This window comes from Streptomyces sp. NPDC051286 (assembly GCF_044455345.1).
Classification (GTDB): domain Bacteria; phylum Actinomycetota; class Actinomycetes; order Streptomycetales; family Streptomycetaceae; genus Streptomyces.
The window spans coordinates 109943-129631 of the sequence record NZ_JBITER010000013.1 but is presented as its reverse complement, the minus strand read 5'-3'; the positions used below and the strand labels follow the sequence as shown (position 1 = coordinate 129631).

The following is a 19689-nucleotide window of genomic DNA, read 5'->3' as shown; positions in this document are numbered from 1 at the left end:
TCATGCAGAAAATTGCCCTGTTCAACCACAAAGGCGGAGTCAGTAAGACCACGACCGTCTTCAATTTGGGGTGGATGCTGGCAGAACAGGGCAAAAAAGTCCTGATGGTCGACTCGGATCCGCAGTGCAATCTCACCGGAATGGTTCTGGGATTCCAAGGTGCGGATGAGCTAGAGAACTTTTACGAGACGCAGGGAAGAAATACTCTTCGTTCGGGTTTGCTCCCGGCCTTCGAGGCGCAGCCGCGATCGATTGAGCCAGTTGAAACAGTCACGGTTACTGCACGACCTGGACTCCATTTGCTAGCTGGCGATCTACGCTTGGCTGAGCTAGAAGTTACTCTAGGGATTGCACAGGAGTTGTCTGCGGCTATCCAAGCATTGCAGAATCTTCCCGGAAGCATGAACTTCCTGATCAACGCTACGGCTGAATCCATCGACGCCGACTACGTGTTGATAGATATGAGTCCAGGTCTTGGTGCAATCAACCAGAACCTCGTCTCCATCAGTGATTACATGATTCTGCCGACCTCGCCTGATATTTTTTCCGTGATGGCGATTGACTCGCTCGCAAGAATACTTCCCCGATGGAAGATGTGGGCTGCTCAAGCCAGCAGGATGCCCGTTCTGAGGGACGCGGCATACCCATTCCCTGAGCCGCGCTTGAAGGTATTGGGGACTGTCATCCAAAAGTATCGACCCCGCAAGGGGAAGGCGGCCTCAGCGTTCCAGCGCTGGATTGATCAGATCGATTCTGCCGTGGAAACTAGACTGCGTCCGGCTCTTGAATCAGAAGATCTACTCCTGCCTCCGGAGATCTATGCAGACAATGGGTTGGGTCCAGGATTGAATCTGTCCCTGATTGCTGATTTCAATAGTTTGATCTCCCGCTCTCAAGAGCACGCAACGCCAGTGTTTTCCCTGACTGAAAGTCAACTTGCTGCTGCGGGGGACGTCCTGGAAAATTTCATTTCATCTCGCGATTCCTTTCATGCCGACTTTAGTGAGTTGGCCCAGCGTGTTGATTCCCTGATTGAAGACTCGAAGGCGTGAGTTGCTGTGCCAGCTCCCGAGGTCTCTCTTTTTAAGCAGAACATCACGTATGCGAGAGATTTGATCGCGACTGCTTCTGCGCTTAGGGCACAGGTGACTGCGGCCATCAACACTGACGATCTGTTGCGCTCTTCGCTCGTGCAGGGTGTAAGTGCGTTCGATCATTTCGTCCATGAAGAAGTTCGTGCCAAGATGATTGCCACGCAATTGGGTCAACATCGGCGCGCAAAAGGATACGATAAGTTTCGCGTCAGCCTCGCGGCTGTGAATTCGGCTATTGCTGTGGGCGGTGCTGCTTGGCTCGAACAGGAGATACGTGAACAGCACGGCTATCTCAGCTTCCAGAATCCGGATAAGGTAGCTGACGCCTTCCGGCTGGTAAGTGATGTTTCTCTCTGGGGGGAAGTGGCAAAGCAACTTAGCGCCAAGCCGGAGGACGTTAAACGTCAGCTGAAGTTGATCGTTGATCGCCGCAACAAGATCGCTCACGAAGCTGATACTGACCCTACTCCACCGCGATCGAGATACCCGATCAGTGAAGTTATGGTGCGAGACAGTCTTGACTTCCTGGAATCGATTGTCGATGCCGTTGTAATCGTGCTCTGACTACTCAGCCAAGCGCCGCATCGTGCGTTCTGGAGCCCAGTTTGGAAAACGCCGTATGCGGATGCCTGCTGAGCTGCAAGGATGCTGACCTGCGCGGGACCGGCTGCTTTGCCGCAGTTCCCCGTGGTTCCCCGCTCGTTCCTCCCTCATCGGCACGTAGGGGGCACGCGGCTGAGATCTTCGTCTCGGGCATCCGGTCGTATTCAGCTCAGCTGATCATGTGGTGCCTTCGTAGCTATTGAGTTCCTTTTGGGCTTTGCTGACGAAGTGGCCCGTTGAGGCGCTGGCGACCCCAGCTGCCGTGGCTGCTTCACCCCAGCGCGTGTTCCCTCTTACGACGTTGCGCACTTGGTTCACCATCTCGGCATGGCTACCTACAAGGGCCGCCAACGTCTCGTCGAGAGTCGGGGATTCCAAATCGGCCACAATGCGCGCACTCAGCAGGACGGCCCAGCGTTGTTCGACAGCTGCCATGTGCTGGGCCACTGCTTCATCGTCTCGCGGGGATTCCAGGGTGGCAGCAACGGTCTCCTTGCAAATGTGCTGCAAGTCCCCACACGCGCGTATGACGTCAGCGAACGCAGTGCGTCGTGACTCTCTTCGCCATTGCAGGTGATGGCCTCGCATTTGAGTCCTGGTCTGCCACTTAGACTGGCGGCCCGCCCAGACGGCGGCAAAGGTGGCCCCGATGGAGCCCACGCCTGCTCCGACTATGGCCGCGAGTGCTTGATCCATACCAGCATTGTGAGGGGGCGTGCGGTCGTTCGTAGTGCGCTTCGGCCACTTCACCACCCCAACCCACGATTCACTCCAGCTCCCATCCCGTCCGCCTTCGACCCACACACCGTGGAGCGGGCGTGGTTCAGGGCGTCAAGGTGGAGCGCGCCACTGTACGAACGACCTTGACGCCCTGGGCCGCGACTGCTCGGCTCTGCCTGGGTCGAAGGCGGTCGGGATGGGAGCCCACAACGCTCGCCACGCTCCGGCCGGCACCCGCGAACGGCGTCCCTCCCATCCCGGAGTCTGAGCGCCCCCGCCGGAGGCGTGTTCTTGACCTGCGGATGGCTTTCTCGCTTCCGCCCGCAGCACGTAGCGCGCCGCCTGGCGCGGCCAGCCGGGGCGAAGACAGAGGCAGGCCGCGCCGCTGAGGCGGCGCGCACCCGCGCCGTGCGCAGGTCTTGAGTAAGTGAAGACAGGTTTCGACAGTTGCCTGGGTCGCGGACTCAGAGGGCGTGTAGTGCTCGGGGGCTGTCGGCGGTGATTCGGTAGGCGAGTTGGGTGCGGTCGGCGCCGGCGCGCAGTTCTTCGAGGATCAGCGGGCGTTGGTCTGTGCCGAGGGTGACGCGGGTGGCATGGACGATGGGAGTCGCGTCGGGGATCCGGAGCGTGACGCGTTCGTCGGGCAAGGGCATGCGGGCGCTGACGGTCTCGTCCCAGGTGAGTGTGTGACCAACTGCCGCGAGGATGGCGTAGATCTGTTCCGGCTCTGTGTCCGGGGCTTCGCCGAGCTGTTCGGCTTCGTTGGCCGCGGTGGCGAACGGGATGAGCACGCGGTGCAGCGCGCGGGTGTCGGTGTGCGGGTCGGACAGTAGGCGGTCAACCGCGAACAGGGCTTCGCCTTCTGCCAGTCCGAGAAGCGGGCCGGTGGTTGCCGTGGTTGTGGTGCGGTAGACCGACGGGGCCTCGACTTCCTGCCACGCTTGGTGGCCAGTACGGAACGTCCTCCCGCTGCGGGTGATAGTCCGCCTGATGGTGACCGCCGGGGCGGGCATGGCTCGTACGTAGCTGCCCTTGCCATGAATGACCTCGATCAGCCCCTCCGCACGGAGGGCGGCGATGGCCTTGCGTACGGTCGGGCGGCTGACCTGGTAGCGATTGATGAGTTGGGCTTCCGAGGGGAGCGGGGCTCCGGGCTTGTACTCGCCCGTCGTGATGCCACTGCGGATTTCGGCGGCGACCTGCTGGTACAGCGCGCCGGGACGCTGGATCTCTCCCATGCCGGGCCTCCTCATCACCTGTGGTGTTCAGTCCTGACGTGAGCTGACGTCACTCGTAAGCATAAGTGGTTGCCTTCTTCGGTCAAGACATGCAGACTCTTAACTCGTAAGTACGAGTGACGTCACATGACGTCCTAGCGTTTCAGTGGCCAAGGAGGCCCCATCCATGCAGTCCATCCCTGTGGACACCTCCCGACTGGGCGTGCTGCGGTGCGCCGTCGGACCTGAACCGAAGATCAGCGACTTCGAAACCAAGGAGGTCAAGAAGGACCGGGACGGCAACACCATCTACTCCGTAGCCGTGACGGTCCGCCAGGAAGGTCGTCGGGTCTCGGTGATCGAGATCGCCGTCACCGGAGAGCCCAAGGGAGTGGTCGAGGGCGCGGAAGTGCGCGTGACCGGTCTCGACGCCTTCGCCTGGGCGATGGGCGACCGACACGGAATCAGCTTCCGCGCGGCAGCCATCACCCCCGTACCGACCGCCAACACAACCGCCACCGCGCCCGCCGGCAAGACGGGGGGTGCCTGATGAATTCGATCCTGCTCGCGTTCGCCCTCGCCTTACTGGCGTGGCTGCTACTTGTCGGCAAGGAACTGCAACAGCGGCGACCGGACTGGCACTGGTACCTCACCGGCTACCCCCGTACTGCTCTGCGCGTGGTGTTCACCTGGTCCAAGGTGGCCTACGTCAACGGCCTCACGGTCTCTCCCAAGCCCACCCGCCGTGTCTTGGGGGACCTGGCGGTCAAGGGCGAGCCACTGCGGCCCCGGGCCCCGCGCTGCGCGTTCCCCCGGCTCACCCCGAACGGTCTGGAACTCCTGGTGCGGTTACGCGCCGGGCAGACACTCACCCCGTTTCTAGCTGCGGCAGACGCATTCGCGCACGCCTGGCGCATGCACGCCGTACGGGTCGTTTCGCCGGAACGTGGTGTCGTACTGATCACGGCCACGGCCACCGATCCACTGGAACATCCCGGCCACCCTGCTGTGCCGGAGTCCACCGTGCTGCTATCGGTGGTCGTGGGTGCGCTGGAGACAGGTCGTGCGTGGGTGATGGACTTCCGGCGCGTGCCGCACTGGCTGATCGTCGGTGCGACGCAGTCCGGTAAGTCCACGCTGATCGCACGGCTGGTCACCCAGCTCGCCCCGCAACCCGTCGCTCTGGTTGGCGTCGACTGCAAAGGCGGCATGGAGCTCGGCCTAGCCGAACAACGGCTCTCCGCCCTGGCCACCTCCCGCAGTGAGGCGGTCGTCGTCCTCGGTGCGCTGGTCACCAACATGCAGGAGCGCATGAGGCTCTGTCGCGCTGCCGGTGCCCGGTCGATTTGGGACCTGAACGAGAAAGTACGGCCGGTGCCGGTGGTCGTGATCGTTGATGAACTGGCAGAGCTGTACCTGACCAACGGCAGCAAGGAACAGCGGGCAGAGGCAGAGCAGTGCTCGACCTACCTCCTGCGGCTAGCACAGCTCGGCGCGGCCCTCGGCGTCCACCTAGTGGTGGCCGGCCAGCGGGTCGGCTCCGATCTCGGACCCGGAGTCACCGCGCTCCGTGCCCAGTTGAGCGGCCGGATCTGCCACCGCGTCAACGATCCCGGGACGGCGGAAATGGCGCTCGGCGATCTCAACAAGGATGCCGTGACGGTTGCTCAGTCGATCAGTGAGGCAGAACAAGGCATCGCGGTGACCGTCGGCGACATGGGCAACTGGGTCCGTGCCCGGTCGCGGCTCACCACGTCCGACGAAGTGCAGGAAACAGCGACGGAGTGCGCGGAGCTGACTCCGTGCCTGCCGTACCTGGCGAACGCGGTGGAAAACGGTGCGGCGCATGAGTGAGTCCGCAGCTCTTCCGCTGGCCCTAGTCTTCGGGCTCGCCACCGTGCTCCTCGTCCACTCCCGTGAGGTGCGGTGGTGGCAAGCGGTACTGATCGCCCTGTTCGGCATGTACCTGGGACAAACACCGGTCATCTTCACCGCGGACGGCCTCGTGAACTGGTTCCTGGCCGGCTTCAGCCACACCTGAGAGAAGCAGGGAGCGACCGAACCATGCCCATGCGCCAAGTCCGCTGCCCCATCTGCAAGGGCGAGCGCTACCGCAAGACCCGCACCGGCCACCGGCGACGCTGCCGCTGCTGCCGGGGCACCGGCACCATCCGCTGACCCATCCCGCACAGCCCTGTCAGCAACAACCCCGGGAGCGATCTCCATGGACGAATCCCACCCATCCGAACCCATCCGTGCCGCTTCGGCGGCCCATCCCGGGAGGTCCCCACCATCCCCACCGAGAACCCCTCGGCTGACAGACGCGCCGTGCTCAACCGTACGGCGCGTCTGTGTCAGCTCTCCGAAGTCGACCAAGACCTGATCCGCCTCGTCCAGAGCCCTCGCTTCGCCCGATGGCTGGAGCAAGTGAACGCCACCGGCGGCTGCGCGCACCCGATCCATCTCGCCGGCTCCACCACCACGCGCGACGCCACTAGCGGACAAGTCCTGCACCAGTACGACACCAACAACGAACCCGGCGAACGCCTGCTCATCCGCTGCCGCAATCGCCGAGCCACTGTCTGCGCACCCTGCTCCCGCCTTCACGCGGGCGACACTTTCCACCTCGTCCGCGCCGGACTCGTCGGCGGGAAGGCCGTACCGACCGACGTACGGGATCGGCCCCGGCTGTTCGTCACCCTCACAGCGCCCTCATTCGGCCCCGTCCACCGCGCTACCGCCGACCGCGAACTATGCCGGCCGCGACGCAACGCCGACCGGTGCGAACACGGCCGAACCTCCCGCTGTCCGGTCACCCACGATGCAACCGACCCCGCTGTCGGACAGCCGTTCTGCCCCGACTGCTACGACTACCCGACCCACATCCTCTGGCACGCGCACGCCGGACGGCTGTGGAAGGCGTTCACCGACAACCTCTACAACCACCTCGCCACCCGCACCGGGCACGCCCGCAGCGAACTGCGCCAGGCGGTGCGCATCTCGTATGCCAAGGTCGCCGAGTACCAACGCCGTGCGGCCGTCCACGTGCACGCGGTCGTCCGCCTAGACGGCGCGGGTGGCCCGGACGATCCGCCTCCGCCCTGGGCAACAGCCGACGTCCTAGCGGCTGTCGTCCCTACCGCCGCAGCAGCCGTGCACCTGCGCACCCCGTACAGCAGAGCACTGGGGGAACGAGAACTGCGCTGGGGTGCCCAACTCGACGCCCGGCCGCTCCACGCCTTCGGAAGTGGTCACTACGGCCTGACCGACGACGCAGTTGCCGCGTACGTCGCCAAATACGTCACCAAAGGCGCGGCCGACACCTCCGCCGGCCTCGACTACCGCGTCACGCACCCGGATGACATCACCGCGGCCCGGCTCTCGCCTCACGTACGCGCTCTCATGCGCACTTGCTGGCAACTCGGCGGCGTCCCGGAACTCGAACCCCTCCGGCTGCGCGCCTGGGCCCACACCCTCGGGTACCGGGGCCACATCCTCACCAAATCACGCGTCTACTCGACCACGTACACAGCCCTACGCGCCGACCGAGCCGAACACGAACGAACCGCATCCGAGGCCACCGACGAACCCGACACAGTCACGGATGCCCGCTGGCGGTACGTCGGCTCCGGCCACTCCCCCGGCGCCACCCTCATCGCAGCAGGCATCGCCGAGGATCAAGCCCAGAACCGCGAGATCGCCCGCGCGGAGATCGGTCGGTCAAGGGCGATCCGATGAACCAACGACAACGAGATACAGACATGGCCCGGCACTTGGACCGTGTGTGCCGGAAGTTCTCCACCAAGATCAGTCCGGAAGCTGCTCGTCGCCTGGCCCGGCTCCTGGAGCGCCAACCGGGCGGGAAGGTCGAGTGAAAGACGAGAGGGGCCCCAGCTGCGGGCCCCTCTTCGCTCGATGTGGTCAGAGCCAGATCGGGTTCTGCTCTATGTCGATCCTGCCGTAGTCGAACTGGCGGCCCTTCTTCGTGGCTTCTTTGATCTTGACGGCGGCGAACAGGAACCGCATCACGGCGTTCATGCGCTGGTAGCTCTCCGCCTTCTCAAGCGCCTTCCAACTCTCCCGAGCGCCAGGACCGACCAGGCCTTCCAGGACTTCCGCGGTCGGCCGGACAATCATCTTTCGTTCCACTTCCGCGATGCGGGCCTCGACCGTTTTCCGCATCTCGCGGTACTCCCGCGTCCTCAGTTCCTGGCTCTCCCACATGTCCTTCAGATCATCGAGTTCCCGCCGGTCCGCATTGATCGCCGCTTGGTCTTCTTCGGAGAGAGTTGAAGGCGCCGGGGCATCAGTGAGGTCAAGGCGCTCCAGCAGGTAGAGCGCGGCCTCGGTGACGAACTCCTCGACATTGGCGGCCTTGATCGCACGGTGACAGCGGGGCATGTCGAGTCGTTGGGTGTGGTTGCAGATGTATTTCGTCGCCGCACCGCCCATCGGCTTGCCACATCCGGTGCAGACCACGATGCCGCGCAGGAGGTGAAACCTGCCGGGCGTGCCCCTGGCTGCCCACACCGCCGCCCGGTAGCTGCGCCGCTCCTTGACCTCCAGCCACATGCCACGATCGATGATCGCCGGCCATTCGCCGTCGCCGATCTCTTCACCTCGGAACACGCGAATACCCGTGACATGGCGATTGTCGAGGAGATCGCGTACCCGGGGCGCGTTCCAATTGCGTCCTTCGGCGGTCTTCTCTCCGCGCTCGTACAGCTCCTTCGCCAGCTGCATCGGGCCGTCCCCGTCCAAGTAGCGAGTGAAGATCTCCCGCACTATGGCAGCCTCTTCGGGGATAATCTCGGTGCCGGTCTTGTCGTATCCGTAGCGGCGTCGGCCTGTGTGGGGCCTTCCGTCCTTGGCCCGGTCCACCATGGAATCGATGAGCCGACGCGAGGTGCCGTCGCTGGAGCGGCAGGAGTGGGCCACCTCGATCCGCAAGAAGAACCGGTCATCAGGGTCCGCCAGATCGCGCCGGTTCGCCTGGCCGTGAAGCGTGATGTCGTGATCGTCCGCGATCTGCAACAGCTCTTCGAGATCGCGCGGTTGACGCATGAGGCGGTCGGGGTGGTACGTGAGGACGTGACGAACGCGTCCCTGCCTGGCCTCTTCGAGCAGCGCATCCCATCCGGGGCGCTTCCGCTTGCGCTGCCATGCCGACCGGTTGTTGTCCACGAAGACCTGGTGCTCGGCGACTGTGAGACCGAGCCGCTCGGCCACCTCGCGGCAGATGCCTTCTTGCCGGTCCACTCCGGTCTGGTCGTCGTCGCTGGCGTGGGAGATCCGGCAATAGATCGCCGCGGACTCTCCTGACCAGTCGGCGCGACTGCTCCTGACCCGTTGGCTGCCGGCTGCCTGACTCGCACGAATCGCTCGCCGTAAGCGAGCCTCGTCCTGTTGATCGGTGTCGTCTGTCGTCATGGAAAGAGACTACGAACGAGGCTTGATCCATGTCATGCGGTCGCGCTTCCAGGCGGTGGGGAAGCGTCCGTCACGGGCGGCGGGGAGGCCGATGAAGCGTGAGTAGGCCTGGTAGACGGTGATGGTGGTGTCCGTGTGCTGGGCACGGATCTGGTGCTGCGGGGCGGCCGGTGCTGTCATGGCTTCATCACAGCACCGGCCGGTCCGGTTCGGCGAGCGGGTTTCCGTGGCTCAGGGCGCCGTGAACAGGGCCGGGAAGCGGGGTGCGAGCCAGGGCTTGCGGCCCCATGTCAGCACCCGGCCGCGGGCCATCGCCCCCCATGGATCGCACCGGCCGAGGGCAATCAGCAGGAAGGTGACCGGCTCGATGGAAATGGTGCAGTCGGGGCGGCGGAGCGGCTCGCGGCTGACGGCAACCGCACCGTCGGTGACGGCCACCCCGAAGCTGGAGCCGCCACGCAGCCGGATCGTGTAGCGGGCGGTCAGCCCGGCGGATGCGGCGGAGACGACCCGAGGCATGACCGTGAGCATGAAAGGCATCGACAGCTCGACCCGGGTGCGGTCGAGCATGTGCGGACGGCCGAGCGCGCGGGCGAGGTCGTAGCCGTGGCCGAGCATGTGGGTGAGCAGGTACGAGCCGAGCTCGGCGAGGTCCATCGAGCCCAGCGGCGTCTCCACCGGCTCGTCCGGTGCTCGACGTTCCGCGGCCCGGAGAAATGCGGCCGCCTGCGCCACGATCATGGCCGCCAGCGGATCCGCCCCACGTTCCTCGAACCCGGCGAGGGCGCGCTCGTTGGCCGCCGCCAGGCTCTGCGGCGTGCCGTCCCCGTAGCTGCGCTCGTGGCCCGCGGCAACCTCCGCCATCAGCTTGTTGGCCTGCGCCAGATGGGCTGCCGCCTCACCGAGCGTCCACTCGGATCCGGGGACGGGCACGCTCGTGTCCGTGCGGCCGCGCAGCAGCGCCGCTATCTCCTCGGCGGTGTCGCGTACCGCCTCGGCGAGCCCTTCGGGAAGCGTGTCGTGCCGCTCCCGGGCAGGCGTGGGTTCCACGGCTGTCTCCCCTCGTCCCTCTGCCCTGACCGGTCTCCGCGTTCGGGGCCCGGTGGACACGTGCAGAATGCCAGGTCGCGGTGGTCGGGTCAGCCCCTGGGCGGCATCGCGTCCATCCCGTACGGCAACTCGGCCGGCAGCAGTGCCCTCGCGTCGTCGAGCCGACCCGCCCGCACATGGCCGTGGATCTCCCGGGGCAGCCCGGAATGACATCGGCGCGCCTCGATCTGCGTGGGGACTCAGCCTTGGCGTCGCTTCACCGCCCTGGACACGGCGGACGGACGTGTGTGGCTCACTTCTGCTCGGCGTCGGGAGCCTGAGTGAGCCTCGTGCGGCACGACGCCCTGGCCAGGTCGACGAGCTGGCCGGCCAAACGTCCGGCCCGCCGAGGCTCCTGCCCGGTCCGAGGCAGTCAGTCGGCCAGAGGCAAGGCGGCCGATATCTCGTGCCGCTCCTTGCGGCTGATCAGCGGGAAGATGATCTTCAGGCCTTGCTCGCTGTCCATCGAGGAGATGACGAAGGATGAGTTGAGCACCCGCTCCTTGATCTTCGAGCGGACGAGACCGGCGCGCGGGATCGTCATCAGGTGTTCTTCCGGCCGGGCGAACGTCGGGTTCGCGCGGAAGATGAAGATGCGGCGGTCGGTCATCGCCAAGTACATGGGGGTCGGCGTCGGGATCACGGCCATTGCGCCGCCGCTCAGGATCGCGGAGGCTGCCGCGAATGCCGCCGTCCGCCGCACGGTGACGGAACTCAGACCCACGATGGTCGTCACCTCAACCTGCTCCCCGGGCTCGAGCATGGGGTCGACGGCGGCCAAGAGGAGCCGACGGCGCTTTCTGTTCACGGGAGTACTCCTGAAAAGTCGGGCGTGAGCCGTACGGGACTGTCCCGTGTGGCTTGCGGCTGTCCGGCTCCTCCGGCACCGCAGGGGTCCCCGTGCCCGGAAAACGGCCGGGCCTCGGTCCCGCACGGTGCCCGGCCGGCGTGAGTCGTCGGCATACCTTGCCATACATGGTCAGGGATCCATGGATATGCCCCGAACACATGCCTGAGAGGGGGTGGTGAACGTGGTGGTCGAGTGCGGCACGTCGCCCGGCAGCACCTCGCGCCGCCGCCGACCGAGGTGTTCCCCTTCCTGCCTCCGAGGGGGAGTGGCACGAGTGAGAACACTCGGGTGAACGTACGAGCGTTCCCGTGGCAGCAATCGGGCGGCGAAGCCCATGTCGCCACCGCTGACGAGGGCATGGATCTCGCGGGCGAGCGGGGTCACGACGCGGATGGCGGCCGTCCACTCGTCCGCGTAGCGTCGTACGGCCTCGCCAGAGAGGCCGAGTTGCAGGGAGCGGTACGGCAGGAGCTGCAGGCGCGGGTCTCGCTCGGGGTCCCACTGCACACGAGCGGGCGCCCGCTTCAACTGACGCTGCAAGGCGGCTCGGTCGGGGTGTACGCTGCGCGCCACGGCCAGCGCGGACGGCTCGGCGCTGGTTAAACCCGAACTCTCAGCAGCCATCGTGCGGGAGATCGCTACGATCACTCGGAGAGCTGGTGTCCAGAAGCGCAGGACCGGCTTAGCGTGAGCAAAGGCGAGCCACGTGCTCTGGACGGGTGCTTAGAAAGCGCTGGGTTGCTGGGGGCAAGGTGGTCTCTGACCTGCGCATCTCGGCGTTGACGATCTCTGCTCTCGCGAGCTTCGACATGTATTCGACAGGCCAAGTGATGACCACGTGCACCATCTGTACGTGAGCTGGCCCCGCACAAGACTGCTCGCCGGCGGGCGAGTTCTGTTTTCGTAAGACGAATATCGCAACCCGGGAACTAAGGTTCACTTCGCACAGCGGGATGTGCTGTAAAGATTTCATGACGCGCCGGGCTGCCCTGGGGAGGGCTCAGCACCGGCCGGTGCGCTGGGGGGCGACATGCTGGAAATGGTCAAGGGAGCCAACGTCGGGCTTGCTTCTCTGAGCGAGGACGTCAGCTCCGTCGTCCTGAGCCTCGCCTGGTGTAGTGCGACGGGGGACGGGGACGCAGATGTTTCCGTGCTGCTGTTGGACTCCGACGGGAAGGTGCGCAGCGACGCGGACTTCTTCTCCTACAACAACCCGGCCGCGGCTGATGGCAGTGTGCAGCTCCTGGGCAAGACACCGACCGCCGATGGCAGCGAGGATCGAATCAGCCTCGACCTGACTGCAATGCCGTCGGGCGTGGATCGCGTTGTTGTGGCAGCGAGCCGTTACGACGATGCACGGTTCGGTGATCTGGACGATCTACGGATAGCGATCGCCGACCGTACGGGTGAGGCTCTCCTCGGGTTCTCCATCACCGGTGCCGGGGTGGAGAGTGCGTTCATCTTCGGGGAGCTGTACCGACGGGGCAAGGAATGGAAATTCCGCGCTGTCGGTCAGGGGTACGAAACCGGGCTGGCAGGTCTGGCTACGGACTTCGGTATCGATGTGGACAACGCCTCCGAGGAAGAGCCGGAGGAGCCCGTGGGGGGCACGGAGCCGTCCGCGGTGGTTGTCGAGGCTCCGGCCGAAAGTCCGGTGACCGTACCAGCACAGCCGACGGCGACTGAGGCGGCTGCCGCGAGGACCGAAGCTCCGATTGACGCTGTCGACGCCGGCGGCGACGACGGTGCCGACCGGGAGGTTGTCGAGCATGAGCGGGCCGAGCTACGGGAGTTCATCAAGGGGCTGAGCCTGGACGATATCAAGTCGGGCGGCTGGTTCACCAAGCTCAGCGCTCAGGCCCTGAGCTCCTACACCGAGAAGGTCGACTGGCAGTACTTCCAGGAGCGGTACGAGGGCGTACCCGCGGATGCCATCGTCGATCAGCGGATCAAGATGGCGGCTCGGTACGCCGCGCTCGAAGGCGGACTCTCCGCCGGGGCCTATACGGCGACCGTCGTCGCCACCCTCGGGAGCGCTGGTGGTGCCTCGCCGGCGACCGTCCCGGCCGCCGTCACGACCATGATGGTCGACGTCGCGTTCATCACCCGGCTCCAGCTCCGCCTGGCGTACGACGTCGCAGTCCTCTATCGGGTCCCGCTCGACCTGTCCGCCCCCGAGGACATGTGGAAGCTCATCCGAGTGGCCTTCACGATCAAGAGTGGGGAAGCGGCCCGGGAAGGTGTGGCCAAGGCGGTCCCGGCCATCGTGCGGCCGCTGATCAAGCGCTTCTACTCCGGAGATGTACTCACCGCCGCGAGGGCGCTCCCGGTCGTCGGGAAGCACCTCCTGCAGAAGAACGTCATCAAGATCGGTATCCCTCTGGTCGGCGTTCCCCTTGCGGTGGTGTTGAACCGCTATACGACGCTGCTCGCGGGGCGGCACGCGCAAGCCGTCTTCCGGAACGAGGCGCGGGTGATCGAAATCGCCGAGGATATGAGCAAGCGGAGTCGGCACCCTCAGTTGATGCTGTGGGTCGCGTGGCTCGTCATCGGGGCGAACCGCAAGATGGCCGACGACGAGGCGCTGTTGATGCGGCACCTGGTACGGCTGGTCCGGGAGCAGCATGGGGTGGTCGACACACAGCTCGCTCACCTCGTCGACATCGATCCCGCCGAGGTATGGGAGCGCATAGACGCCGCGCCGGGGGATCTGAGCGACATCCTCGACGTGGCCGACCGGGTGGCCGCTGTGGACGGTGCCGTCAACGCGCTCGAGAGAGCCGTCATCTCCGAGCTTCGAGATCGCTGCCGCCGAGGCTGACGCCGTCATGCGCTACCTCCCACAATGGCGAAGATCTGACGCGTGAGTCGTGGCCTGCTGGCAGTCTCGCGGCTTGATTCGGAGGTTCGCGCATGTTGCAACGAACCGAGCAGATAGGCCGTCAGGCGGTCGTCTACGGCTACCTAGAACCTTCGCAATCTTCAAACGTGCTGGTCGGAGGGGCTGGCGTGACACTCGATCGGGTGTGCTTGTGCTGGTCGCGGGCGGGAGTCCCTGGTCTTGATCGTCCGTCACCGGTTGACTTCGAAGTTGGTCAGGATGAGGAGGGCGCGCAGGAGCGCGGTGGCGCGGCCGGGGTCGGTGCGGAGCTTGGTGAGGACGCGCCACGCATTCAGGTTCGCGAAGCCGTGTTCGACGGGGGCTCGTCCGGCGGCCAGGACGCGGTTGGCCTGCTTCTGACCCGGGGTGAGCTTGCGGGCGCGGGTGGCCTTGAAGCCGGTGACGTTCTTGGTCTCGGGCCGGGTGGGCGCCGTTCCGATGGAGCGGATGATCGCCGAGGCGGTCGGTTCCGGGAGAACCGGAGCCGGCACGCGATGACGGGGTGAGGCCGAAGAGGGAGCCGCTGGTGCGGATCCCTCTTTCGGCGGGGCGGGCCGGACCCGGCCCGCCCCATGAACGCGCGCACCGGCAACTACCGGTCCCTGAACCGGCCGGCAGCCCCGAATTCTGCCGGGCGGCCATTACCTGCGAGGTAATTGAGGCGGCCGTGCGCCGGTCATTACCGTCCCCGTATGGGCCTTCGCGCCGCGGACGCGCGGGTGAATGCCCCGCCCTCTTCTCCGATCTCCCCTCCGGTCCGCCGAGCGGCATCGCGCTCGAATCGTTCCTGCCGGTGAACACCGGGACCCGGGTCCTGCCCGGGTCGTCCACCCCGGTGTTCCCCGATGCCGGGGCACCTCCGGCCCCACCCGGCGCACACGTGCGGATCAGCAACACGTCAAGGAAAGGAAGACCTCATGATGTCGTCCCAGAACGCGGGTACGGTCCCGGCGGCAGGCGCCACCCGCTCCGACAGCCTGCTCCGGTTCGCCCTCTCGGCGGACGTCGTCCTCACCGGTGCGAACGGCATCGGATACCTCGTACTCGCCACGGTCCTGGACTCGTTCCTCGGCGTACGTCTCTCGGTGCAGTACCCCGTGGGCGTGTTCCTCACCGGGTACGCCCTGTGGGTGCTGGTCGTCTCCCGCCAGCAGAACATCAGCCGCGGCTCGGTCGCCGTCATCATCACCCTGAACGTGGCCTGGGCCGTGGCGAGCATCGCGACGGTCGCCGTGGACGCGCTGAGCGCGACGGGGATCGGCAACGGGTGGATCGTGTTCCAGGGCCTGGTGGTGGCGGCCATGGGTGCGCTCCAGTACGTGGGCCTGCGGCGCATGTGAGAGCACACCGGACGGTCGTGGCGGCAGGACACGGCCGTCCGTGCATGCATGCCGACGGCCCGTACGGATACAGCTTCCGTACGGGCCGTCGGCGGGGAAGAGCAGCGGAACCAGTGGCGATCAGTGGTTACGCGGGAAGCCCAGGTCCACGCCCGCCGGGGCGTCCGCCGGGTCCGGCCAGCGGGTGGTGACGACCTTGCCACGGGTGTAGAAGTGCACGCCGTCGTTGCCGTAGATGTGGTGGTCGCCGAAGAGGGAGTCCTTCCAGCCACCGAAGGAGTGGTAGCCCACCGGCACCGGGATCGGCACGTTGACGCCGACCATGCCGGCCTCGATCTCCAGCTGGAAGCGGCGGGCGGCGCCGCCGTCGCGGGTGAAGATCGCGGTGCCGTTACCGAACGGCGAGGCGTTCATGAGGGCGACGCCCTCCTCGTACGTCTCGGTGCGCAGGACGCAGAGCACCGGGCCGAAGATCTCGTCCTTGTACGCGTCCGAGTCGGTGGACACGTGGTCGAGGAGGGAGAGGCCGATCCAGTGGCCGCCCTCGAAGCCGTCGACGGTGTGGCCGGTGCCGTCGAGGACGACCTCGGCGCCCTGGGCCGCCGCACCGGTGACGTAGGAGGCGACCTTGTCGCGGTGGGCCGCGGTGATCAGCGGACCCATCTCGGACGTCGGGTCGTTGCCGGGGCCGATCTTGATCTTCTCGGCCCGCTCCTTGATCTTGGCGACGAGCTCGTCACCGATGGCACCCACCGCGACGACCGCGGAGATCGCCATGCAGCGCTCACCGGCGGAGCCGTACGCGGCGGAGACCGCGGCGTCGGCGGCGGCGTCGAGGTCAGCGTCCGGCAGGACCAGCATGTGGTTCTTCGCACCGCCGAGCGCCTGGACGCGCTTACCGTTGGCGGAGGCGGTGGTGTGGATGTAGCGGGCGATCGGGGTCGAGCCGACGAAGGAGACCGCGGCGACGTCCGGGTGGTTCAGCAGCCCGTCGACCGCGACCTTGTCGCCGTGCAGGACGTTCAGCACGCCGTCCGGCAGACCGGCCTCGGCGGCCAGCTCGGCCAGCAGGATGGCGGCCGACGGGTCCTTCTCGCTGGGCTTGAGGACGAACGTGTTGCCGCACGCGATGGCCAGCGGGAACATCCACATCGGCACCATGGCCGGGAAGTTGAACGGCGTGATGCCCGCGACGACACCGAGCGACTGACGGATCGACGAGACGTCGACCCGGCTGGAGACCTGGGTGGACAGCTCGCCCTTGAGCTGGGTCGTGATGCCGCAGGCCAGCTCGACGATCTCCAGACCGCGGGCGACCTCGCCGAGCGCGTCGGAGTGCACCTTGCCGTGCTCGGCGGTGATCAGCTTGGCGATGTCGTCGCGGTGGGCGTCGAGCAGCGCGCGGTAGCGGAAGAGGACGGCGGTGCGGGCGGCCAGCGAGGACGTGCCCCACGTGGCGTACGCGTCCTTCGCTGCGGCGACCGCGGCGTCGACCTCTTCGAGGGAGGCGAGCGCGACCTGGGTGGTGACGGCGCCGGTGGCCGGGTCGGTGACCGGGCCGTAGTTGCCCGACGTGCCCTCGACGGTCTTGCCACCGATCCAGTGGTTGACGGTCTTCATTACGAAACTCCTTCAGGCCTTCAGAGGTGGCGGCGTCGGGCTGCGACTTGCCGGTCGTAGTCTTCCCGGGCTTTTACCGCCGACGGGCGGGTGGCCGTTTCGGCTACAGGAACATCCCACCACGCCTGCGCCGGAGGGGGGCCCGACACTGTGTCTGCCGTTTCGGTCTCGACGTAGACACAAGTGGGGCGGTCCGCACTCCGCGCCTCGGTGAGGGCTTCGCGCAGGTCATGGACGGTCTTCGCGCGGAATACCCGCATTCCGAGGGAGGCCGCGTTGGCGGCGAGATCGACGGGCAGCGGGGGGCCGGTGAAACTCCCGTCGGCGCTCCGGTGCCGGTAGGCCGTGCCCAGGCGTTCGCCGCCGACCGTCTCGGAGAGCCCGCCGATGGAGGCGTAGCCGTGGTTCTGCAGGACGACGACCTTGATCGGGAGGTTCTCCTGCACGGCGGTGACGATCTCGGTGGGGTTCATCAGGTAGGTGCCGTCGCCGACGAGCGCCCAGACGGGACGGCCGGGGGCGGCCAGCTGTACGCCGATCGCGGCCGGGATCTCGTATCCCATGCAGGAGTAGCCGTACTCCACGTGGTACTGGCGTCGGGAGCGGGTCCGCCACAGCTTGTGCAGATCGCCGGGGAGCGAACCCGCGGCGTTGATCAGGATGTCGTCGTCGGTGACCAGGGTGTCGAGGAGACCGAGGACCTGGGCCTGGGTGGGCCGGGCGTGGGGGTCGTCGGCGGCGAACGCGGCGTCGACGCGCTGCTCCCAGCGCTCCTTCGCCTCGGTGTACTCGGTCTCGTACACCGGGTCGACGCGGTAGTTGCGCCCGTTCAGTGCCCCGGTCAGTGCTTCGAGGGCGGTGCGGGCGTCGGCGACGAGCGGGAGCGCAGCGAGCTTGTGGGCGTCGAAGCCGGTGATGTTGAGGTTGAGGAAGTGGACCGCCGGGTTGGAGAAGAGCGTGGCGGAGGCGGTGGTGAAGTCGGAGTAGCGGGTGCCGATGCCGATGACCAGGTCGGCGGTGCGGGCCAGCTCGTCGGCGGCCGCGGTGCCGGTCGGGCCGATGCCGCCGACATCGGCGGGGTGGTCGTGGCGCAGCGAGCCCTTGCCCGCCTGGGTGGAGGCGACCGGGATCCGGGTGGCGGCGGCGAACGCGGCGAGGGTCTCCTCGGCAACGCTGTGGTGGACGCCGCCGCCTGCGACGATCAGCGGCCGGCGGGCGGTGCGCACGGCCCGTACCGCCTGCTCCAGCTCATGGGTGTCGGGCGCGGGCCGGCGTACGTACCAGATGCGCTCGGCGAAGAACTCCTCCGGCCAGTCGTACGCCTCCGCCTGTACGTCCTGCGGCAGCGCGAGCGTGACCGCGCCGGTTTCCGCCGGGTCGGCGAGGATCCGCATCGCCTGGAGGGCGGCCGGGACGAGCGCCTCGGGGCGGGTGATCCGGTCGAAGTAGCGGGAGACGGGGCGCAGACAGTCGTTGACGGAGACATCGCCCGCGGACGGGACTTCGAGCTGTTGCAGGACGGGGTCGGCGGGGCGGGTCGCGAAGGTGTCGCCGGGCAGGAGCAGGACGGGGAGGTGATTGATCGTGGCGAGGGCGGCACCGGTGACGAGGTTGGTGGCGCCGGGGCCGATGGACGTGGTGACGGCGTGCGCGGAGAGCCGGCCGGACTGGCGGGCATACCCGACGGCGGCGTGCACCATGGACTGCTCGTTGCGGCCCTGGAGGTAGGGCATGGAGGGCCCGGTCTCCAGCAGTGCCTGGCCGATTCCGGCGACATTGCCGTGGCCGAAGATGCCCCACGTGGCGCTGATCAGACGCTGCCGTCGGCTGTCGCGCTCGGTGTACTGGCGGGCGAGGAAGGAGACCAGGGCCTGGGCGGTGGTGAGCCTGCGGGTGCTCATCGGGATGCCTCCTGACCGGAGATTCCGGAGGGATCGGGGAGTCCGTGGAGCGGGAGCCGGGGGTCGACCGGCTGTGCCGGCCAGGTGTCGCGGATCCAGCCGTGATCGGGGTGGTCGCTGATCAGCCACTCCCGCTGCTCCCCCGGGCCGGCCATCACATTGAGGTAGTACATGGTGTGGCCGGGGGCGGCGATGGACGGGCCGTGCCAGCCGTCGGGGATCAGGACCGCGTCGCCGCTGCGGACCTCGGCGAGGACATCCGTGCCGCCGGGCCGGGACGGGGAGACGCGGTGATAGCCGAACCCGGCCGTGCCGCCCCGCTCCTCGATCTCGAAGTAGTAGATCTCTTCGAGGACCGACTCGGCTCCGGGGCGGTGCTCGTCGTGTTTGTGCGGCGGGTAGGAGGACCAGTTGCCGCCCGGGGTGAGGACCTCGACGGCGATCAGCCGGTCGCACTCGAACGTGTCGGCGGCGGCGAAGTTGTTGACCTGGCGCGAGCAGGTCCCGGAGCCGCGCAGCTCCACGGGTACCTCCGGCGCGGGGCCGTAGCGAGCGGGGAGTCGTCGCTCGCACTTCGCTCCTGCCAGGGCGAAGCGGCCTCCTGCGCCGGAGGCGATCTGCGCATGGGCGTCACGGGGTACGTAGGCGAAGTCGGATACCCCGCTGAACACGCTTTCCCGGCCCAGCAGTTCAAAGATCTCACCTGAGGTGTGCACCGTACAGCCACCGGTCAACGGAAGGACGATCCACTCACTCTCCCCAGTGACAAGTGTGTGAACGCCGCCGGGCCGCAGCTCCACCACACGCAGGCTCGACCGGTCCCAGCCGGCCCGCTTCGGATCGATGTCCAGAGCGTACGGTCCCTCCGCCGCGCTGCCCGCGGGCAGATGCCACCGGTGCCCCGGCCGTTCTCGTACACGTTCCTCATGGTCCGTCGTCATGCC

17 protein-coding genes and 2 pseudogenes are annotated in these 19689 nt (G+C 66.8%); 8 read left to right on the top strand and 11 right to left on the bottom strand.

Features of this window, described 5'->3' with window-relative positions; translation table 11 throughout:
* The first annotated feature begins 2 nt into the window (after nucleotides 1–2).
* Nucleotides 3–1052 (top strand): ParA family protein, encoded by a 1050-nt coding sequence (locus ACIBB8_RS16095; RefSeq protein ID WP_398952471.1) that lies wholly within the window; start codon nucleotides 3–5, stop codon nucleotides 1050–1052.
* A 6-nt stretch (nucleotides 1053–1058) separates the two neighbouring features.
* Entirely contained in the window at nucleotides 1059–1658 is a 600-nt protein-coding gene (locus tag ACIBB8_RS16090) for a hypothetical protein (RefSeq protein WP_398952469.1), read from the top strand.
* Between the two features lie 216 nt (nucleotides 1659–1874).
* Here ACIBB8_RS16090 and ACIBB8_RS16085 read toward each other — a convergent pair whose 3' ends face one another.
* Both ACIBB8_RS16085 and ACIBB8_RS16080 read right to left on the bottom strand, forming a co-directional pair.
* Nucleotides 1875–2132 carry a hypothetical protein gene (locus ACIBB8_RS16085; RefSeq protein ID WP_398952467.1) on the bottom strand — a complete coding sequence of 86 codons (258 nt, stop codon included), beginning with the start codon at nucleotides 2130–2132 and terminating at the stop codon, nucleotides 1875–1877.
* 749 nt (nucleotides 2133–2881) lie between these two features.
* The gene (locus ACIBB8_RS16080) at nucleotides 2882–3655 is read right to left on the bottom strand and encodes a GntR family transcriptional regulator (protein WP_398952465.1); all 774 of its coding nucleotides are present in this window, start codon (nucleotides 3653–3655) and stop codon (nucleotides 2882–2884) included.
* 166 nt (nucleotides 3656–3821) lie between these two features.
* Between ACIBB8_RS16080 and ACIBB8_RS16075 the strand changes: the two genes are divergently transcribed.
* From ACIBB8_RS16075 to ACIBB8_RS16060, 4 genes are all read left to right on the top strand, one after another.
* Complete coding sequence (locus tag ACIBB8_RS16075) at nucleotides 3822–4184, top strand: hypothetical protein (protein ID WP_398952463.1); 363 nt, start codon at nucleotides 3822–3824, stop codon at nucleotides 4182–4184.
* Nucleotides 4184–5488, top strand: a complete 1305-nt coding sequence (locus ACIBB8_RS16070) for an FtsK/SpoIIIE domain-containing protein (RefSeq protein WP_398952461.1) — start codon at nucleotides 4184–4186, stop codon at nucleotides 5486–5488. Before ACIBB8_RS16075 ends, ACIBB8_RS16070 begins: the two co-directional genes overlap by 1 nt.
* The gene (locus ACIBB8_RS16065) at nucleotides 5481–5675 is read left to right on the top strand and encodes a hypothetical protein (protein WP_398952459.1); all 195 of its coding nucleotides are present in this window, start codon (nucleotides 5481–5483) and stop codon (nucleotides 5673–5675) included. Before ACIBB8_RS16070 ends, ACIBB8_RS16065 begins: the two co-directional genes overlap by 8 nt.
* A gap of 287 nt (nucleotides 5676–5962) precedes the next feature.
* The gene (locus ACIBB8_RS16060) at nucleotides 5963–7372 is read left to right on the top strand and encodes a replication initiator (RefSeq protein WP_398952457.1); all 1410 of its coding nucleotides are present in this window, start codon (nucleotides 5963–5965) and stop codon (nucleotides 7370–7372) included.
* Nucleotides 7373–7555: 183 nt separating this feature from the next.
* Here ACIBB8_RS16060 and ACIBB8_RS16055 read toward each other — a convergent pair whose 3' ends face one another.
* From ACIBB8_RS16055 to ACIBB8_RS16035, 5 genes and pseudogenes are all read right to left on the bottom strand, one after another.
* Nucleotides 7556–9064 carry a recombinase family protein gene (locus tag ACIBB8_RS16055; RefSeq protein WP_398952455.1) on the bottom strand — a complete coding sequence of 503 codons (1509 nt, stop codon included), beginning with the start codon at nucleotides 9062–9064 and terminating at the stop codon, nucleotides 7556–7558.
* 18 nt (nucleotides 9065–9082) lie between these two features.
* Nucleotides 9083–9244, bottom strand: a pseudogene (locus tag ACIBB8_RS16050) (DUF4291 family protein); the annotation flags it as partial.
* Between the two features lie 51 nt (nucleotides 9245–9295).
* On the bottom strand, nucleotides 9296–10114 hold the full coding sequence (locus ACIBB8_RS16045; RefSeq protein ID WP_398952453.1) for a maleylpyruvate isomerase family mycothiol-dependent enzyme: 819 nt from the start codon (nucleotides 10112–10114) through the stop codon (nucleotides 9296–9298).
* A gap of 412 nt (nucleotides 10115–10526) precedes the next feature.
* Nucleotides 10527–10961 carry a hypothetical protein gene (locus ACIBB8_RS16040; protein WP_398952451.1) on the bottom strand — a complete coding sequence of 145 codons (435 nt, stop codon included), beginning with the start codon at nucleotides 10959–10961 and terminating at the stop codon, nucleotides 10527–10529.
* Nucleotides 10962–11297: 336 nt separating this feature from the next.
* Nucleotides 11298–11570, bottom strand: a pseudogene (locus ACIBB8_RS16035) (DUF4291 family protein); the annotation flags it as partial.
* 472 nt (nucleotides 11571–12042) lie between these two features.
* On the opposite strand from ACIBB8_RS16035, the gene ACIBB8_RS16030 reads away from it, so the two are divergent.
* Nucleotides 12043–13824, top strand: coding sequence for a TerD family protein (locus ACIBB8_RS16030; RefSeq protein ID WP_398952550.1), 1782 nt, complete (start codon nucleotides 12043–12045; stop codon nucleotides 13822–13824).
* 251 nt (nucleotides 13825–14075) lie between these two features.
* Here the strand turns inward: ACIBB8_RS16030 and ACIBB8_RS16025 are convergent, their stop codons facing one another.
* Nucleotides 14076–14375 carry a transposase family protein gene (locus ACIBB8_RS16025; RefSeq protein ID WP_398952449.1) on the bottom strand — a complete coding sequence of 100 codons (300 nt, stop codon included), beginning with the start codon at nucleotides 14373–14375 and terminating at the stop codon, nucleotides 14076–14078.
* Between the two features lie 426 nt (nucleotides 14376–14801).
* On the opposite strand from ACIBB8_RS16025, the gene ACIBB8_RS16020 reads away from it, so the two are divergent.
* A complete protein-coding gene (locus ACIBB8_RS16020; RefSeq protein WP_398952447.1) occupies nucleotides 14802–15224 on the top strand; it encodes a hypothetical protein in 423 nt (140 codons plus the stop codon).
* A 120-nt stretch (nucleotides 15225–15344) separates the two neighbouring features.
* On the opposite strand, the gene mmsA is transcribed toward ACIBB8_RS16020, so the two are convergent.
* From mmsA to iolB, 3 genes are read right to left on the bottom strand one after another with little or no spacing between them, the layout of a single operon-like run.
* Nucleotides 15345–16844, bottom strand: a complete 1500-nt coding sequence (gene mmsA / locus ACIBB8_RS16015) for a CoA-acylating methylmalonate-semialdehyde dehydrogenase (protein WP_398952445.1) — start codon at nucleotides 16842–16844, stop codon at nucleotides 15345–15347.
* Between the two features lie 20 nt (nucleotides 16845–16864).
* A complete protein-coding gene (gene iolD, locus ACIBB8_RS16010; protein WP_398952443.1) occupies nucleotides 16865–18745 on the bottom strand; it encodes a 3D-(3,5/4)-trihydroxycyclohexane-1,2-dione acylhydrolase (decyclizing) in 1881 nt (626 codons plus the stop codon).
* Nucleotides 18742–19686: a 5-deoxy-glucuronate isomerase gene (gene iolB, locus ACIBB8_RS16005; RefSeq protein ID WP_398952441.1), complete on the bottom strand. Its 945-nt coding sequence runs from the start codon at nucleotides 19684–19686 to the stop codon at nucleotides 18742–18744. The genes iolD and iolB overlap by 4 nt, the downstream gene beginning before the upstream one ends.
* Between the last annotated feature and the right edge of the window lie 3 nt (nucleotides 19687–19689).

What these genes read in the sequence shown, in the direction of transcription:
- ACIBB8_RS16095 (WP_398952471.1), top strand. Translation starts at nt 3, where the DNA reads ATGCAGAAAATTGCCCTGTTCAACCACAAAGGCGGAGTCAGTAAGACC.
- ACIBB8_RS16085 (WP_398952467.1), bottom strand. Translation starts at nt 2,132, where the DNA reads ATGGCAGCTGTCGAACAACGCTGGGCCGTCCTGCTGAGTGCGCGCATT.
- ACIBB8_RS16080 (WP_398952465.1), bottom strand. Translation starts at nt 3,655, where the DNA reads ATGGGAGAGATCCAGCGTCCCGGCGCGCTGTACCAGCAGGTCGCCGCC.
- ACIBB8_RS16075 (WP_398952463.1), top strand. Translation starts at nt 3,822, where the DNA reads ATGCAGTCCATCCCTGTGGACACCTCCCGACTGGGCGTGCTGCGGTGC.
- ACIBB8_RS16070 (WP_398952461.1), top strand. Translation starts at nt 4,184, where the DNA reads ATGAATTCGATCCTGCTCGCGTTCGCCCTCGCCTTACTGGCGTGGCTG.
- ACIBB8_RS16065 (WP_398952459.1), top strand. Translation starts at nt 5,481, where the DNA reads ATGAGTGAGTCCGCAGCTCTTCCGCTGGCCCTAGTCTTCGGGCTCGCC.
- ACIBB8_RS16055 (WP_398952455.1), bottom strand. Translation starts at nt 9,064, where the DNA reads ATGACGACAGACGACACCGATCAACAGGACGAGGCTCGCTTACGGCGA.
- ACIBB8_RS16030 (WP_398952550.1), top strand. Translation starts at nt 12,043, where the DNA reads ATGGTCAAGGGAGCCAACGTCGGGCTTGCTTCTCTGAGCGAGGACGTC.
- ACIBB8_RS16020 (WP_398952447.1), top strand. Translation starts at nt 14,802, where the DNA reads ATGATGTCGTCCCAGAACGCGGGTACGGTCCCGGCGGCAGGCGCCACC.
- mmsA (WP_398952445.1), bottom strand. Translation starts at nt 16,844, where the DNA reads ATGAAGACCGTCAACCACTGGATCGGTGGCAAGACCGTCGAGGGCACG.
- iolD (WP_398952443.1), bottom strand. Translation starts at nt 18,745, where the DNA reads ATGAGCACCCGCAGGCTCACCACCGCCCAGGCCCTGGTCTCCTTCCTC.
- iolB (WP_398952441.1), bottom strand. Translation starts at nt 19,686, where the DNA reads ATGACGACGGACCATGAGGAACGTGTACGAGAACGGCCGGGGCACCGG.